15 protein-coding genes are annotated in these 15,748 nt (G+C 62.8%); 9 read left to right on the top strand and 6 right to left on the bottom strand.

The window, feature by feature from the left end:
- Positions 1-6: 6 nt before the first annotated feature.
- Entirely contained in the window at positions 7-510 is a 504-nt protein-coding gene (locus AB7531_RS29155) for a MarR family winged helix-turn-helix transcriptional regulator (protein WP_028149405.1), read from the bottom strand.
- 290 nt (positions 511-800) lie between these two features.
- Here AB7531_RS29155 and AB7531_RS29150 point away from each other — a divergent pair, with 290 nt between their 5' ends.
- Genes AB7531_RS29150 through AB7531_RS29140 form a run of 3 tightly spaced genes read left to right on the top strand, consistent with a single transcriptional unit; the run spans position 801 to position 4,764 of the window.
- Entirely contained in the window at positions 801-3,119 is a 2,319-nt protein-coding gene (locus AB7531_RS29150; RefSeq protein ID WP_063984208.1) for a bifunctional salicylyl-CoA 5-hydroxylase/oxidoreductase, read from the top strand.
- Positions 3,120-3,135: 16 nt separating this feature from the next.
- Positions 3,136-4,314, top strand: coding sequence for an acyl-CoA dehydrogenase family protein (locus AB7531_RS29145; protein WP_063984207.1), 1,179 nt, complete (start codon positions 3,136-3,138; stop codon positions 4,312-4,314).
- Positions 4,315-4,332: 18 nt separating this feature from the next.
- Positions 4,333-4,764, top strand: a complete 432-nt coding sequence (locus AB7531_RS29140; RefSeq protein ID WP_063984206.1) for a RidA family protein — start codon at positions 4,333-4,335, stop codon at positions 4,762-4,764.
- Between the two features lie 50 nt (positions 4,765-4,814).
- On the opposite strand, the gene AB7531_RS29135 is transcribed toward AB7531_RS29140, so the two are convergent.
- Together AB7531_RS29135 and AB7531_RS29130 are read right to left on the bottom strand one after the other, a co-directional pair.
- Entirely contained in the window at positions 4,815-5,624 is an 810-nt protein-coding gene (locus AB7531_RS29135; protein ID WP_063986502.1) for an MBL fold metallo-hydrolase, read from the bottom strand.
- A 51-nt stretch (positions 5,625-5,675) separates the two neighbouring features.
- Positions 5,676-6,044, bottom strand: a complete 369-nt coding sequence (locus AB7531_RS29130) for a nuclear transport factor 2 family protein (RefSeq protein WP_063984205.1) — start codon at positions 6,042-6,044, stop codon at positions 5,676-5,678.
- A gap of 181 nt (positions 6,045-6,225) precedes the next feature.
- On the opposite strand from AB7531_RS29130, the gene AB7531_RS29125 reads away from it, so the two are divergent.
- Positions 6,226-7,107, top strand: a complete 882-nt coding sequence (locus AB7531_RS29125) for a LysR substrate-binding domain-containing protein (protein ID WP_063984204.1) — start codon at positions 6,226-6,228, stop codon at positions 7,105-7,107.
- A 178-nt stretch (positions 7,108-7,285) separates the two neighbouring features.
- On the opposite strand, the gene AB7531_RS29120 is transcribed toward AB7531_RS29125, so the two are convergent.
- The gene (locus AB7531_RS29120) at positions 7,286-8,191 is read right to left on the bottom strand and encodes a LysR substrate-binding domain-containing protein (RefSeq protein WP_063984203.1); all 906 of its coding nucleotides are present in this window, start codon (positions 8,189-8,191) and stop codon (positions 7,286-7,288) included.
- 225 nt (positions 8,192-8,416) lie between these two features.
- Between AB7531_RS29120 and AB7531_RS29115 the strand changes: the two genes are divergently transcribed.
- The 3 genes from AB7531_RS29115 to AB7531_RS29105 all read left to right on the top strand — a co-directional run bounded on the left by AB7531_RS29115 (position 8,417) and on the right by AB7531_RS29105 (position 11,184).
- Entirely contained in the window at positions 8,417-9,748 is a 1,332-nt protein-coding gene (locus AB7531_RS29115; RefSeq protein WP_063984202.1) for a C4-dicarboxylate transporter DctA, read from the top strand.
- Positions 9,749-9,775: 27 nt separating this feature from the next.
- Positions 9,776-10,285: an ureidoglycolate lyase gene (locus tag AB7531_RS29110; RefSeq protein ID WP_063986501.1), complete on the top strand. Its 510-nt coding sequence runs from the start codon at positions 9,776-9,778 to the stop codon at positions 10,283-10,285.
- A gap of 62 nt (positions 10,286-10,347) precedes the next feature.
- Positions 10,348-11,184, top strand: a complete 837-nt coding sequence (locus tag AB7531_RS29105; RefSeq protein ID WP_063986500.1) for a bifunctional allantoicase/(S)-ureidoglycine aminohydrolase — start codon at positions 10,348-10,350, stop codon at positions 11,182-11,184.
- Positions 11,185-11,259: 75 nt separating this feature from the next.
- Here the strand turns inward: AB7531_RS29105 and AB7531_RS29100 are convergent, their stop codons facing one another.
- Complete coding sequence (locus AB7531_RS29100; RefSeq protein WP_063984201.1) at positions 11,260-12,300, bottom strand: Bug family tripartite tricarboxylate transporter substrate binding protein; 1,041 nt, start codon at positions 12,298-12,300, stop codon at positions 11,260-11,262.
- 212 nt (positions 12,301-12,512) lie between these two features.
- Entirely contained in the window at positions 12,513-13,484 is a 972-nt protein-coding gene (locus AB7531_RS29095; protein WP_063986499.1) for a LysR family transcriptional regulator, read from the bottom strand.
- Between the two features lie 173 nt (positions 13,485-13,657).
- On the opposite strand from AB7531_RS29095, the gene AB7531_RS29090 reads away from it, so the two are divergent.
- On the top strand, positions 13,658-14,278 hold the full coding sequence (locus tag AB7531_RS29090; protein ID WP_063984200.1) for a UbiX family flavin prenyltransferase: 621 nt from the start codon (positions 13,658-13,660) through the stop codon (positions 14,276-14,278).
- A 25-nt stretch (positions 14,279-14,303) separates the two neighbouring features.
- Entirely contained in the window at positions 14,304-15,725 is a 1,422-nt protein-coding gene (locus AB7531_RS29085; RefSeq protein ID WP_063984199.1) for a UbiD family decarboxylase, read from the top strand.
- Positions 15,726-15,748: the final 23 nt, after the last annotated feature.

Below are 15,748 nucleotides of genomic sequence, written 5' to 3'. Positions count from 1 at the left end.
GTCCGCTCAAGGTTTTTGCAGGGCGTCCCTGACGGCCCCCTTGAGGTCGTCGAGCTCGCCGATCAATCCGTCGAACCGGTCGGCCGGGAAATCCGCCAGCAGCTCGGCAAGCCACGCGCCGTGGCTCTTGGCCATCCGTCTGAAGGTCTTGCGGCCTTCGACCGTCATGCAGACAATCTGCACGCGGCGGTCGAGGTTCGAGGGCGTGCGCGTGATGTATCCGTCCTCGACCAGGCGGTCCACGATCGGCGTGAGGTTCCCGGCCGAGACCATCAGGCGCTTGGGCAATTCTCCCAGCACAAGCCCGCTCGGTTCGCGGTCGAGCTGGGCCAGAACATCGAAGCGGGGCATCGTGAAATCGAACTCTTCGCGAAACCGGCGCCGCAACTCGCCTTCGATCAGGGTCGTGCAGGCGAGCAGCCGGAGCCAGACCCGCGTTTGAGCCCTGTACTCGGCGTCCTGATCCGCCCCATTCTTTGAAACAGGCGTGGACTCCTTCGCGAGTGCCAATCGAATCTCCCGGGCTTGGTGGCCTGACGAAAGCCGGCGCAGCTGTCGTGGTCATTGGCAAGATAGTTCGTGCCAAAAGTAAATTCAAGGCTGCGCCCGAGCGGCTCGGAGTCGGCGCTGCCGTGTGTCCAATTTACACTGAATCTCCAGATCGACGCCGCGGAGACCAGCCCGTGGGCCGGGTCTTTGCAGAACCGCCTTGACAAGACGCGCGCCGAGGAAATATTTTATGCTTAAAATAATTTGGGTGAAAGCTCGGCACACGGCGCGACGCGCGAAAGCGAGGGATCATGCGCATAGTCTGTATCGGCGGCGGCCCGGCCGGTCTCTATCTGGGCCTGCTGATGAAGCGCCGGCACCCGGAGCATGTCATCACGGTCGTCGAGCGCAACAAGCCCTACGATACGTTCGGCTGGGGCGTCGTGTTCTCGGATGCCATGATGTCCGCGATGCGCCTTGCCGACCCCGAGAGCGCGGCCGAGATCGAGGACGCCTTCAATCACTGGGACGACATCGAGCTCGTCTTCAAGGGGACGCGCCAGCGCACGACGGGCCATGGCTTCATCGGTATCGGGCGCAAGCATCTGCTCAATATTCTTCAGCGGCGCTGTGAAGCGCTGGGTGTCGAGCTCGTCTTCGAGCGCGAGGTCGAATCCGATCTCGAATACCCCGACGCCGACCTGATCGTCGCCTGTGACGGCGTCAATTCCAGGATCCGCGCTCGCTATGCCGAGCAGTTCCAGCCCGACATGGTGATCCGGCCCAACCGCTTCATCTGGCTCGGCACCAAGAAGGCGTTCGACGCCTTTACATTTGATTTTCAGAAGACCGAGCACGGCTGGTTCCAGGCGCACATCTACAAGTTTGATGCGGAGACCTCGACCTTCATCGTTGAGACCACGGAAGAAGCCTACAACGCCCACGGGCTTGGCGAGCTCGATCAGCAGGCCTCGATCGAGTTCTGCGAAAAAATCTTCGCCGAGACTCTCGACGGCGCGAAGCTCCTGACCAATGCGCGCCATCTGCGCGGCTCGGCCTGGCTCAATTTCAGCCGCCTGATCTGCGGCAAATGGAGCGTGTTCAACGGCAAGTCTCATGTCGTGCTGATGGGGGACGCCGCGCATACCGCGCATTTCGCGATCGGCTCGGGCACCAAGCTCGCGCTCGACGACGCCATCGAGCTTGCCAACCAGTTCGATCGCCATGGTCACGGTCGCGCCGGCATCGAAACCGTGCTGGACGCGTACGAGGAGGTGCGCCGCGTCGACGTGGCGCGCATCCAGAATGCGGCGCGCAACGCCATGGAATGGTTCGAGGTGGTCGGCCACCGCTATGCCGATACGCTCGAGCCGCCGCAGTTCTTCTATTCGATGCTGACGCGCTCGCAGCGCATCAGCCACGAAAACCTTCGCCTGCGCGACCGCTCCTGGCTGGAAGGCTTTGAGCGCTGGTTCGCCGAACGCTCAGGGATCGCGGTCAAGGACGGCGAGCGGGTGCCGCCACCGATGCTGACGCCACACCGCGTGCGCGGCCTTTCGCTTGCGAACCGCATCATGGTTTCGCCGATGGCGATGTATTCGGCACAGGACGGACTCATCGACGACTTCCACATCGCCCATCTCGGCGCGCGCGCCATGGGCGGCGCCGCGCTGGTCTTCGCTGAGATGACCTGCGTCTCGCCCGATGCGCGGATCACGCCGGGCTGCCTCGGGCTCTGGAACGATGCGCAGGCGGCGCAGTGGCGCCGCTTGGTCGAACTCGTCCATGGCGTCGGGCATGCCAAGGTGGGGATTCAGCTCGGCCACGCCGGCCGCAAGGGTGCGACCAGGGTGCCCTGGGAAGGGATCGATCAACCCCTTGAATCCGGCGAATGGCCCCTGATCTCCGCGTCGGCCTTGCCGTATCTGCCGCACAGCCAGATGCCGCGGACGATGGACCGCAGCGACATGGACCGCGTGCGTGACGATTTTGTCGCGGCAACAGGTCGTGCCGCTGCCGCCGGCGTCGAGTGGCTCGAACTCCATTGCGCGCACGGTTATCTGCTGTCGAGCTTCCTCTCGCCGCTGACCAACCGGCGCACGGACGAATACGGCGGCAGCCATGAAAACCGCGCGCGCTTTCCGCTGGAGGTGTTCAAGGCGATGCGCGCGGTGTGGCCGTCCGACCGGCCGATGTCGGTGCGCCTGTCCTGCCATGATTGGACCGACGGCGGTAACATTCCGGCCGATGCGGCGGTCTTCGCTGCGATGTTCAAGGAGGCCGGGGCGGACCTGATCGATTGTTCGTCGGGGCAGGTCTGGAAGGACGAGCGGCCGATCTATGGACGCCTGTTCCAGACGCCGTTCGCCGACCTGATCCGCAACGAGGTCGGCATTGAGACCATCGCAGTCGGTGCGATCTCCGAGGCCGATCACGCCAATTCGATTCTCGCGGCCGGCCGCGCGGACCTCTGCGCCATCGCGCGGCCGCATCTCGCCGACCCGGCCTGGACGCTGCACGAAGCCGCGCGCATCGGCATCACCAAGGTCGAGTGGCCGAAGCAGTATCTGTCCGCCAAGGGACAATATGAAACCAATCTGGCGCGCGCGGCGGCAGCTAGCGCGCAATGAGCGGAGGAGGGATCAGATGAGCTCCACGGCGAAAGTGATCCGGCGCGAATGGCTCGACTGGCCGTTTTTCGAGCCGCGCCATCATGCGGTCGGCGAGGCGCTCGATCGCTTCGTGCAGTCGGGGGCTCTCGACACAATCGATCACAATGATGTCGATGTCGCCTGCCGCAAGCTGGTGCGCGCGATGGGCGAGGCGGGGGTGCTCGATTGCGCCGTAGCGGCGCCCGACGGCGATGCGACGACGATCGATTCCCGCTCGATCTGCCTGTCGCGGGAGTCGCTTGCCTATGCCGATGGCCTCGCCGATTTCGCCTTCGCCATGCAGGGGCTCGGCTCCGGCGCGATCGCGCTCGGCGGCTCGGCGGACCTGCGCAAGGCCGTGCTGCCGAAAGTTCGCGCCGGCGAATGGCTGGCGGCCTTCGCGCTGTCCGAGAAGGAGGCAGGATCGGACGTCGCGGCGATGTCTTGCACGGCGCGGGCCGACGGCAATGACTACGTCATCGATGGCGAGAAGACCTGGATCTCCAACGGCGGTATTGCAGACGTCTACACGCTGTTTGCGCGAACGGGCGAGGCGCCGGGTGCCCGCGGCATCTCGGCCTTTGTCGTATTCCCGGATGATCCCGGCTTCGGCATCGCCGACCGCATCGACGTCATCGCGCCGCATCCGCTGGCGACGCTGCGCTTCACCAATTGCCGGATTCCGGCGAGCCGTCGCCTCGGCGCGCCGGGCGGTGGGTTCAAGCTCGCGATGCAGACCCTCGATATCTTCCGGGCGTCTGTCGCAGCCGCAGCCCTCGGCTTTGCCCGTCGTGCACTGGACGAAGCGCTGTCGCATGCGCGCAGCCGGCACATGTTCGGTGCGACGCTGGGAGATCTCCAGCTGACCCAGGCCGCGCTCGGCGACATGGCGACGGAGACTGACGCCGCCGCGCTCCTGACCTACCGCGCGGCCTGGCGACGCGACGTCCAGAAGCTTCCGACGACGCGCGAAGCTGCCATGGCGAAGCTGACGGCAACCGAGACCGCGCAGCGTGTCATCGACCGCGCCGTCCAGATGTTCGGCGGCCGCGGCGTGCGCAAGGGTGAGATCGTCGAAAGCCTCTACCGCGAAATCCGCGCGCTGCGCATCTACGAGGGCGCGACCGAGGTCCAGAAACTGATTGTCGCGCGCGATCTCCTGAAGCCGCGCTGAGAGGATTGAGAACTCCGCATGAGTACGATGATGAAATCAGAAGCCGCCGCGACGAGCGGCCTGCAAGTGCTTCAGCCCGGTGGCTGGCCGCAGCCGAAGGGATATGCCAACGGCATCATGGCCGATGGACGTCTCGTTGTGACGGGTGGTGTCGTCGGCTGGGATATCGCAGGTCGGTTCGCTGACGGGTTTGTCGCGCAGGTTCGGCAGACGCTCGAAAACATCGTTGCGATCCTGGCGGAAGGCGGCGCCCGGCCGGACCATCTTGTGCGCCTGACATGGTATGTCGTCGACATGGATGAATACACCACGAATCTGAAGGCGCTCGGCAAGGCCTACCGCGAGGTGGTCGGCACCCATTACCCCAGTATGGCGCTCGTGCAGGTGGTGCGCCTCGTCGAGCCATCGGCGCGCGTCGAGATCGAAGCGACTGCCGTCGTCCCGCGCTGACGAGGGCGTGCGCGAAGGTGCTGCCGCCCGTCGCGCGGGCTCATGGGCCGCTACGCGACCGGAATGAACGCATATCCTTTCGCGTCTTCGACCACTCTGCCGATGCCTGGTCGACCTAAATGAGTGCCGGCCAGCCACGTCTGCGCATTTGCTGCGTCCCGGAGCAACCTGATCCGGGTAGCCCTCGCCACGGCTTCGTCATCGTCATAGGCCCAGGTAAGCTCGGGACGGGCAAACTGTGCGACGGGAACGTGGATAAGGTCGCCGCAGAACAAGACATCGTCCTCGTCAGTGTTGAGGAGATAACCCATATGGCCCCGAGCGTGCCCAGGTATATCCACCGCCAGTAAATGATCGGCCAGCCGATCTCCACCGTTAACGGGGGCAAGGAGCGAACGAAACTGCTCCAGCACTGGCTCGGCAAGAAACTCCTCGACGGCGTCTGCCCCTATCACGATCTTCCTCAGGCCGTTAAACGCGCGTCGACCGTCGGGCATCAGGAGACCATTGACGTGGTCGCCATGAGCATGAGTGAGGGCGATCATCGTGATCGATGACGTGTCGATGCCTGCCTCCGCCATCGCCTCCGCGAGGTGACCCATGGACGGGTCCCAACTCGCGCCCGCTCCACAATCGATCAAGACGCGATCCATGCCAGAGCGATCGAATAGGAAGCAGTTGACCGATAATCGAACCAGCGAAGCGTCCCGCTGAGGCGGTTCGGTCTGCCTGCCTACTTTGTCGTTTGGATATTTGAGGGATTCGGCGGGCAGGTCGACATATCCATCAGAGAGTGACCAAATCCTCCATGATCCCGAAGCGCAGCCCAAGGTGTTGGCGCTTTGTGACAGAGCTTTCACGGACAACCTGACAAGCGTTTGATTCACTTTCTCAAAACGGTACCGAAACCGTCAGAGTTTCGAAGTCATCACTTTCTGAGCGATCTTCCAGGTTCCGTCGACCTTCAAGCACGACAGCATGTCGGTGAAGTAGCGCGGCGGAATTTGCAATTTCAGCTTCAGAAGCGCGAGCTCTCCTTCAACGTCAATCGAGAGGATCTGATCCTGGCGCTCCAGGCCCTGTTGCTTCGGAGCTTTCAAATTACGGACAGCTGCCAGCCACGTCGCAATTGGCGTCACGCTCACGTTGCCATCGTCGCCGACCTTGGTCACGGAACTCGAGGGATGAAATATAGACGCGAATTTGTCAGCATCCATTTCATAGGCACTGTCGAAATAGGTCTGCGCCAGGGAGCGCAAGGCACGAGCATCGGTATCCATAGGCCTGTTATCCATCAGCTTGGGAATGGGAAGAAGCTGCGCGTGGCTGGAAAGCGTGGTCTCCGGCCGAAACCTGCAGAAGGTTGCCTCAAGTCTTCCTTGCTGACCGAACCTAGGACAAAGTAGCTTATGAGGATAGGCGTGCTGGACAACTTGGGCTTATGAGGAATATTCATAAACCATGAGAAACGAACTGAACGAACTCGCTACGTTTGCAATCGTCGCCAGAGAACGGAGCTTTACGCGGGCTGCGGCAAAGATCGGTGTGTCTCAGTCTGCCCTGAGCCACACAATCCGGGGACTTGAGCAACGGCTCGAGCTGCAGCTTCTTGCTCGAACGACCAAGAGCGTCGCACCAACCGCCGCAGGCGCAGCTCTTTTGAAAGAATTGTCTCCGGCACTTGAGCAGATTGCTCGTGCCATCAACGAGGCCCGAAACGTTCGGCACCGGCCGGCAGGCCGCCTTCGGATTGTCATGTCCCGGTCGGCTGCCGTGATGGTATTGTTGCCGCGGCTCACGGCATTCGCGGAAGCTTACCCCGACATCGTTCTTGACGTTGTTACCGTCACTGGCCCCGTCGACCTCGTTGCGGGTGAGTTCGACGCCGGTATTCAACTTGGCGAGTACATTCAGAAAGACATGATCGCGGTGCGGGTCACCCAGGAGTTGAGATTGGCGGTGGTCGGATCGCCCGGCTATTTTTCATCACGAAGCATTCCCCGGAAACCCAAGGATCTAAATGACCATCGATGCATAAGCCTGCGTCTTCCGGGCGGTCCATACAGGTGGGAATTCGAGAAGGGACGGAAGGCGGTCACGGTCGGCGTGAATGGCCCGCTCATCATCGATGATACCCACCTGGTGATTCAGGCGGCACTCGCTGGCGCCGGCCTGGGGCTCGCATTTGAAGAGCAGGTCGCAGAGCATGTTGCGAAACGTCGCCTTATCCGTGTGCTGGAAGATTGGACGCCGCCAATTCCCGGCTTCTTCATGTATTACCCCAGTCGTCAGCATCAGCCGGCTGCGCTGTCTGCATTGACGAACGTGCTGCGAGCCTCTTAACCACAATTCGACGCGACGAACTGTATGGTGGCACCGTCGCTGAAATCGAATCCGAACGCCATCAGGGCCCGCGTGGGTCGCGATGCAGCAGTCGACAATCCGTCGAGCGTTCAACGCCGGGATGTCCGGAAGCCACCCAGACCCGACCGCCGATGGCGACGACGACCGTCGTGCTCTTTCAGGAGGCTTGCCTCGGGCTTTTGCGGTGGCTTAGGTACCGAACGGCCAATTTGATGAAATTGCGCACGACCATCGACGTCTCATCCTCTCGGAACACCAAAAACACATCGGCCGAGGGTGGTGAGGGTCTGATGGGCCGGAATACAATGTCGGCTGTCGTGAAGCGCGCAATGGACTGCGGCACCAGTGCCACGCCGAAGCCCGCCACGATCAGGCTCGGAATCGACTGGGCGTCGACGACCTGCTGGGATACCCGCGGCAAAAAGCCGGCATCGACACAGCATTTCTGGATGTAGCGTGCGAACTCCGAGCTATTGGGGTCGAGGACGATGTGATCCTCCGATGCTAGTTCGCTAAGCGCAACGCGCTTGCGCCCGGCCAACGGGTGCGCGTGCGGCAGTGCGAGGACCACCTCTTCCCGCCAAGCAAGCTTGCTGGTCAGGCCGTGTTCGGTCGGAACGCTGCGAATAAGACAAATGTTGGTCGTGCGGTTGAGGAGTGCTGCGATCTGCAATGCAGGCGCCTGCTCATGCACCGTGGTTTTCACCGATGGAGCAACCTTTCGGTAGGCGGCAAGCAGTTCCGCCAGCCGACCGCGCAAGATGGAGCCGGTCGCACCAACGTCAAGCGTGCCGATAAGGCCGGCGCCGATCGACTGAACTTCGTCTTCCGCGAGCTTGATCTGCTGGAGAATGGCGCGACCTCTGCCCAGCAGGGCTTCACCGGCCTTAGTCAGTTCGACCCTTCGGCTGGTCCTGTGGAGAAGCTGCGTCTTGAGCTCGGCCTCCAGCGTCTGGATGTGCTGGCTCAGCGGTGGTTGGGAAAGGTTCAGTCGCCGAGCGGCGAGGGTGAAGCTGCGCTCTTCGGCGACGGCGATGAAATATCGGAGCTGGCGGAGATCCATTTGGAAAACCTATCAATCGTGTCGTTCTATATATTGGACTTGAGATCCGCGATGGTCAACGAATGCCCGACGGAGCCCTCTGCGAGCCGGGCGCGGTCCGCGATCACGGGCAAGCGCGCTCCATTGTGCGTACGACGACACGTCACCATCAAACAACAAGATAGGCGGAGGCCTGAAGGCCCACCAAGCCGCGTCAGTCGAAGACCAGCCAAGCGAGGAAAAGCCGTGCCCAAGATCTTCAAGTCACTCTTCTTCCAGGTCGTCATTGCGCTCATGCTGGGCATCGCCCTCGGCATGGCTAATCCCGACCTCGCCCTTCAGATGAAGCCGCTCGGCGACGGCTTCATCAAGCTGATCAAGATGCTGGTGCCTGTGATCGTGTTCTGCGTCGTCGTGCACGGTATCGCCGCGGCGGGAGACCTGTCGAAGGTTGGAAGGGTCGGCATCCGCTCTCTCCTGTATTTCGAGATCGTCACCACCGTCGCACTGGTGTTCGGCATTGGGCTTGCCTACTATTTCGAGCCGGGCGCAGGAATGAACATCGACCCGAAGACGCTCGACGCCAAGGCCCTTAGCGGGTTCAGCCAAACCGCGGCTCAGGTCGCGGGAGGCGGCGTCTCCGAATTCCTGATGAAGCTCATCCCCTCGACGATTGTGGGGGCCTTCAGCTCCGGCGACGTCCTGCAGGTGCTGATCGTCTCGATCATGTTCGGCTGCGCCGTGTCCTTGTGCGGCGAGCGAGCGAAGCCGGTCGTCGAGTTCATCGAGCGCGTGAACGAGATCATCTTCAAGATGATGAATTTCGTCGTCCGGCTCGCGCCGATCGGCGTCTTCGGTGCCATCGCCTTCACGGTCGGGAAGTACGGTGTTGGTTCGCTCAAGCAACTCGGCGGGCTCGTCGGCCTGTTCTATCTGGCCGTGGTCCTGTTTGTGATCGTGGTGCTCGGCGCGATCATGCGACTGTCCGGCTTCAGCCTGTTCAAGTTGCTCGCCTACTTGCGCGAAGAGTTGATGATCGTTCTCGGCACCGCCGCAGGTGACAGCGTTCTGCCGCAAACCATGCGAAAGCTCGAGCAGCTCGGCATCAAGCGGTCGACGGTTGGTCTCGTTATACCGACCGGATACTCGTTCAATCTGGACGCGTTCTCCATCTACTTGACGCTGGCCGCAGTCTTCATCGCACAGGCGACCAACACGCCGCTTGCGACAGGCGATCTCCTCGCCATCCTTGGCATCGCGTTGCTCACCTCGAAGGGCGCGCACGGCGTTCCGGGCTCGGCCATCGTCGTGCTCGCCGCGACGCTTGCCGCTATCCCGGCCATTCCGGCGATTGGCCTTGTGCTCATCCTGTCGGTCGACTGGTTCATCGGCATTGCCCGCGCCCTCGGCAATTATGTCGGAAACTGCGTTGCCACCGTCGTCGTCGCGTCCTGGGAAGGCGACATCGACAGGGCAAAGGCGCATCGTATCCTGAACGGCGAGATTGATCCCTCAAGTGAGGGGCTGGTCGATGCCGTCGGCGGAGATGAGCCCGTCCCGAGTGCACAGACGGCGTGAAACGCGAGTGTTGGTTGGAATATGGCGATGCTGACGCTTTCGATTGAGCGTCTAACGAGGAAGGCATTTGCGCCGTTTGGCGAGGTCGTCGATACGGATGGGTTGACGCCCCTGCCGATCAACGAAGGCTTTGCCCGGCGCTTCAACGATCTCGCCACGATCGACGTCACCGCGGAAGGCGGACAGATCAACATCAGTTGGTTTGTCGCCTCCACCCGGCCTGCGCCGATCGCGATCCGGCTGATGGAGCGCCATCCGCTTGGAAGTCAATTGTTCATGCCCTTGAACCGCAAGGACTGGCTGATCGTCGTCTGCACGGATCCGCATATCGCCTCGACCTATCGGGCCTTCGCTGCAACGGGATACCAGGGCGTAAACTATGCCCGCAACTGCTGGCACCATCCGCTGCTTGTTCTGGAAGACTCCAGTCCGTTCTTCGTCGTCGACCGGAAGGGCGGGGGCGACAATCTTGAGGAATATTGGCTGGAAGAGATGGTGCAGCTCGATTTTGCGCCGGACAGCATTCTCGGGAAATGACGTGCGGCAAGCAGAGCCGCGCAATGACATACCACACGGGAAACCTATCGGAGGCCACGACCATGCGATCGCAAACCTATCACGTGCCGCAGGGCGGCCATCCGGCCCAGACGGAGCTCTTGAGCGGCCGGGCGGTCTTCACGAACGCATATGCGGTCATACCCGGCGGTGTGCAGCGCGATATCGTCGTCAGCCATCTGCCGCATTGGGATAACACGCGTGTCTGGGTGCTGGCGCGACCGCTCTCCGGATTCGCCGAGACATTTTCCCATTATCTTATGGAGGTGGCACCGGGTGGGGGAAGTGAGCTGCCGGAGCCGGACAAGGATGCCGAAGGCGCGCTGTTCGTCGCGGGTGGCAAATTGAGCCTCGAGGTGGCGGACAAGGAGCGGGAGCTGCGACCCGGGGGCTTTGCCTATCTTCCACCCGGCCGCGGCTGGAGCATTCGCAATCGCAGCTCGAGCCCCGCTCATTTTCATTGGATCCGCAAGCTATATCAGGGCGTACCGGGGCTTGCTCACCCCGACGTCATCGTGACCAACGAGGACTCGGTCGCACCGACGCTAATGCCAGATACGGATGGGAGATGGAGGACCACACGCTTCATCGATCCGGCCGATATCCGATATGACATGCACATCAATATTGTCACGTTCGAGCCGGGCGCATCTATTCCCTTCACAGAGACCCATGTCATGGAGCACGGTCTTTACGTTTTGGAGGGCAAGGCCGTCTACCGGCTCAACCAGGACTGGGTCGAGGTCGAGGCAGGAGATTTTATGTGGCTGCGGGCGTTCTGTCCGCAGGCGTGCTACGCCGGGGGCCCAGGTCGGTTCCGTTATCTCCTCTATAAGGATGTCAACCGGCACATGGATCTGCGGCCCTTCACGGCAGCGTAAGTTGGAGGCGCTTTTTGGCGAGCTATCGCGGACGGATCATCCGGACGATGCTGATAATTGCACAAAAGCTCGGGGTTACATCGGCTCGATGCCGATCTTCTTGATGACCGCAGCCCATTTCGTCGTTTCCGATGTCATGAAATCCTTCAGGCCTTGTGGGTCCATCACCATGGGCTCGGCGCCTTGCTCGACGAAGAGGGCGCGCACCTTCGGATCGTTCACGGCTTCCGCCATCGCCGCATAGAGCCTGTTGAGCACGGCCTTGCCTGTGCTCGCGGGCGCGAGCAGAGCAAGCCAAGCGGCGCTCTCGTAATTCTTGAGGCCCGCCTCCGCCGCGGTCGGCACATCCGGCAGCGCGGACATGCGCTTGTCGCTGGCCACCGCGAGCGGGCGTGCATCGCCGCTCTTGATCAGGCTGATGACGTTCGGCAAGAGCTGGAAGCCAAGCGGGACCTGGCCCGCGATGAAGTCCGGCGTGTAGGCGGCGATATTGCGATAGGGAACGTGCGTGATCTCGGTGCCCGTGAGCTGCTCGAAATAGGCGGCCGCCAGATGCTGCGACGAGCCGACGCCGACCGTTCCGTAGTTCAGCTCCCGCGGATGCGCCTTGGCATAGTCGATCAGCTCGTTCAGTGATTTCGGTGGCAGCCTCGAATTGATCACGATGACATTCGGCAGCGTCGCGAACAGGCCGATGGGGACGAGATCCTTCTGCGGATCGTAGGGCAGCTCCTTGTACAGCGATTTGTTCGCGGCCAGCGGACCGGAGGTGCTCATAAGCAGCGTGTAGCCGTCGGGTGCTGCATGCGCCGCAGCAGCGGTGCCGATATTGCCGCCGGCGCCGGGACGATTGTCAACCACGAAGGCCTGCCCTAGCGACATGGACATGCGGTTGAGCAGGATGCGGGTGATGACGTCGCTGGCGCTGCCGCCGGCGAAGGGCACAAGCACCTGGACCGGGCGGGTCGGATAGTCTTGCGCGTTTGCATGCCGCATTCCCGTTGCTGCGAGCAGGGCGCCACCACCGAGCGTGAGCAGCGACCTCCGGTCAGGACGAAATCCCTCGCTCTCCTGGTGAGCGCCATCTGTGATCTTGCTGCGACCGAACCGTGCCATCTCGGACTGAATCTCCCGACTGTGTCTTGTTCTGCGAGCCCAGGGAGCGTCCGGGACGGGAGTCGTCGGGGATGAGCGCCAGGTCGCGTTTTTCTGCGCCTGGACCGTAGTTAGCAGGCCGCTACGACCGTCATGCCTGCACGTCTCAAAACTTACCAACCCGTCTCATTTTGCAGTGGGCGCGACATCTTGTCCGAGCAGGAATTCTGCACTCAAGAGATCGCTTTCCGCCGCGTCTTGCTGCGCGCCTTGCGAGGCGATGAGGTCGTGCTGCCAATGAAAGGCTCCACAAACTCTCGCGCCACGGCGGCCGCTTGCGCAAGATCGTGGCTGATGACGTCGAGCACCGCCTTGGCCGCGACCGACACCGCTCGCCGCGGGTGATGCACCCAGGCAATCGAGCGCACGATCCGTTGCTGGTCGAAACGATGCGCCCGGATGGCGCCGCTCGCGAGCGATTGCCGGAGCGCGATGGTCGGCAGCACTGTGGCAAAGTCGGTGGTCGCGATCACGTCGCAGAGCGCGGGGAGGGTGTCGAGCTCGAGCCGCGGCCGCAGGTCGATGCCGATGGCGGCGGCGTGCTCATCCAGGATCAGCCGCAGGCCGTGGCGCTTGGACGGCAGCACGAGGTCGAAATTCGCGATGTGGTCGAACCGCAGCTTTGCCGGTGGCCTGACCGGGCTGTCCTTGCGGCAGGCGAACACCATCTCCTCGTCCATGATGTGATGCGCGGACAGCGGCGTCTTCCGGCGCGGCACGTTGATCAGCGCGAAATCGAGCTGACCGGTGTTGACCCAGTCCACGAGCGTCTCGGTATAGCCCTCGCAGGCGGACAGCGTGATCTCGGGATAACGACTGGCGACCGTCGCCGACGAACTGGCCATAGTGCTCTGCGCCACCGACGTGATGAGGCCGACCGAGACCCGCCCCGAAATGCGCCCGCCGAGCTGCGCCATCTCCTGCCGCGCATATTCGGCGTCACGCACGATCGGCGCGGTCAGCCGCACCAGCGCCTCGCCGGCGCTGGTCAGAGTCATGCCCTGGACGCTGCGGTCGAACAGTTTTTGGCCGAGTTCGGCCTCGAGCTTGGCGATCTGCATGCTCAGCGCCGGCTGCACGATGTTGAGCTGGCGCGCGGCGCGGGTGACGTTCTTTTCCTCGGCCAGGCAAAGGAAATATTGCATCTGCCTGAGTTCCACGGAGCTGTCCTTTGTTCGCTGTTGCTTGTGCGCGGCCATCATCACAGATGATGGATGATATAATCAATCATTATTTGTAGTGATGGGTGGGATTGCCTAGTCTCGTGGCGGACCGCGAGGCCTCGAGGGCCGCGCCGTCTGGGAGCGAAATCAGACATATGCAGGACGCCACACCCAAACGGATGATCATCGGCATTTCCGGCGCCTCCGGCGTCACCTATGGCGTTCGCCTGCTGCAGCTCCTGCGCAATGCCGGCGTCGAGACGCATCTGGTGATGTCGAAGACCGCTGAGCTGACCTTTGCCTACGAGACCGACCTGAAGATCGCGGAGGTGAGGGAGCTCGCCAATGTCTGCCATGCGATCGACGACATGGCCTCGGCGATCTCCAGCGGCTCGTTCCGCACCGCCGGCATGATCGTGGCGCCGTGCTCGATGCGCTCGATGTCCGAGATCGCCTCCGGCGTGACCACGACGCTTTTGACCCGCGCTGCCGACATCGTGCTCAAGGAGCGCCGGCGACTGGTGCTGATGGTGCGCGAGACGCCGCTGCACACCGGGCATCTCAGGACGATGACGGCCCTGTCGGAGATGGGCGCGATCATCGCCCCGCCCGTGCCGGCCTTCTACGCAAAACCCGAGAACCTCGACGACATGGTCGAGCACACCGTCGGCCGTGTGCTCGACCTGTTCGACATCGATATCGGCGTTGTGCGCCGCTGGGGCGAGGACGAGGCGCTCAAGCGCCGCTCGCCGCCGCTGCGCAAGATCGCGCCCTGACCTGAAGACCTGAGGAATGACCCGTATGCCAATGGAAAATGTTGCGAGGAGAGGCGCGAACGCGCCCGCCGATCTGCGCGCCTGGCTCGCGTTTCTCGCCGAGCGCGGCAAGCTCGCGATCGCCCGCGAGGGCATTGGGCTCGCTGACGAGCTCGCCGCCGTCGCCAAGCGGCTGGAGCGCGACAGCGCGGTGCTCTTCCCGCGCCCCGATGGGCATGAAATTCCCGTCGTCGCCAATCTCTTCGCCGGACGCGACTGGGTCGCCGATTCCATCGGCGTGACCGAGGACCAGTTGCTGCCACGGTTCCTGGCTGCTGCAAACCATCCACTGCCGACGCATGAGGTCGCGAGCGGACCGGTGCAGGACGTCGTCCACGAGGACGTCGATCTGCTGCGCCAACTCCCGGTGCCCAAGCACAATGAGCGCGACAGCGGCCCCTACATCACGGCCGGCCTGCTGATCGCGCGCAACCCGAAGACCGGTGTACAGAACGTCTCGATCCACCGCTGCCAGATCTCTGGCAAGAACCGCATCGGCGTGCTGCTGCTGCCGCGGCACACCTTCTCCTACTACCGCCTCGCGGAGGAGCTGGGCCAGGCGCTGGAGATCGCGATCGTGATCGGCGCGCATCCGGCCTTGATGTTGGCCTCCCAGGCGATCGCCGCGCTTGACGATGACGAGATGGCGATTGCGGGTGCGCTGCTCGGCGCGCCCGTCGACGTCGTGAAGTGTCGCACCAATTCAGTCCGCGTGCCCGCCCACGCGGAGATCGTCATCGAGGGACGCATTCTTCAGGGCGTGCGCGAACCGGAAGGTCCGTTCGGCGAATTCCCCCAATATTATGGTCCGCGCGCCAATCGCGAGGTGATCGAGGTCGATGCGATCACGCATCGTGCGAAACCGATCTTCCATACCATCGTGGGCGGCGGTTTTGAGCACCTGATCCTCGGCGGCGTGCCGCGCGAAGCGACGCTGCTCCAGCATCTGCGGCGCAGTTTTCCGGGCGTGATCGACGTCCGCCTCACGCGCGGCGGCACCTGCCGCTACCACCTCGCGATCAAGATCGACAAGGCGAACGACGGGGAGCCCAAGAACATCATGATGTGCGCCTTCGGCGCCCATTACGACATCAAGCAGGTGATCGTGGTGGACAAGGACGTCGACATCTCCTCGTCCGAGGAAATCGAATGGGCGGTGGCGACGCGCTTCCAGGCCGACCGCGACCTCATGGTCGTCGCCGGCGCGCTCGGCTCGAAGCTCGATCCGACCACCGACAACGGCATCAGCGCCAAGATGGGTCTCGATGCGACCGCGCCGGTCAACGCGCCCGAGCTCGCTTTCAAGCGCATTCGCGTCAAGGGCGAGGAGGAGGTCGATCTCGCCACTGCCTTGCAGGCCGACCCCGGCGCTGCGGTCGCGCGGTTTCTTTCGGAGACGCGCGCATGAGCGGATTACCGCTCGGAAGCAAC

The organism is Bradyrhizobium sp. 63_E2_N1_3, from assembly GCF_052076005.1.
Taxonomy (GTDB): domain Bacteria; phylum Pseudomonadota; class Alphaproteobacteria; order Rhizobiales; family Xanthobacteraceae; genus Bradyrhizobium; species Bradyrhizobium barranii.
This window is presented reverse-complemented; position numbering and strand designations above follow the sequence as displayed.

Bases quoted from the DNA above. Each gene is read 5' to 3' on its own strand.
- AB7531_RS29150 (WP_063984208.1), top strand. From the start codon at position 801: ATGCGCATAGTCTGTATCGGCGGCGGCCCGGCCGGTCTCTATCTGGGC.
- AB7531_RS29145 (WP_063984207.1), top strand. From the start codon at position 3,136: ATGAGCTCCACGGCGAAAGTGATCCGGCGCGAATGGCTCGACTGGCCG.
- AB7531_RS29140 (WP_063984206.1), top strand. From the start codon at position 4,333: ATGAGTACGATGATGAAATCAGAAGCCGCCGCGACGAGCGGCCTGCAA.
- AB7531_RS29130 (WP_063984205.1), bottom strand. From the start codon at position 6,044: ATGGATACCGATGCTCGTGCCTTGCGCTCCCTGGCGCAGACCTATTTC.
- AB7531_RS29125 (WP_063984204.1), top strand. From the start codon at position 6,226: ATGAGAAACGAACTGAACGAACTCGCTACGTTTGCAATCGTCGCCAGA.
- AB7531_RS29120 (WP_063984203.1), bottom strand. From the start codon at position 8,191: ATGGATCTCCGCCAGCTCCGATATTTCATCGCCGTCGCCGAAGAGCGC.
- AB7531_RS29110 (WP_063986501.1), top strand. From the start codon at position 9,776: ATGCTGACGCTTTCGATTGAGCGTCTAACGAGGAAGGCATTTGCGCCG.
- AB7531_RS29105 (WP_063986500.1), top strand. From the start codon at position 10,348: ATGCGATCGCAAACCTATCACGTGCCGCAGGGCGGCCATCCGGCCCAG.
- AB7531_RS29100 (WP_063984201.1), bottom strand. From the start codon at position 12,300: ATGGCACGGTTCGGTCGCAGCAAGATCACAGATGGCGCTCACCAGGAG.
- AB7531_RS29095 (WP_063986499.1), bottom strand. From the start codon at position 13,484: ATGCAATATTTCCTTTGCCTGGCCGAGGAAAAGAACGTCACCCGCGCC.
- AB7531_RS29090 (WP_063984200.1), top strand. From the start codon at position 13,658: ATGCAGGACGCCACACCCAAACGGATGATCATCGGCATTTCCGGCGCC.
- AB7531_RS29085 (WP_063984199.1), top strand. From the start codon at position 14,304: ATGCCAATGGAAAATGTTGCGAGGAGAGGCGCGAACGCGCCCGCCGAT.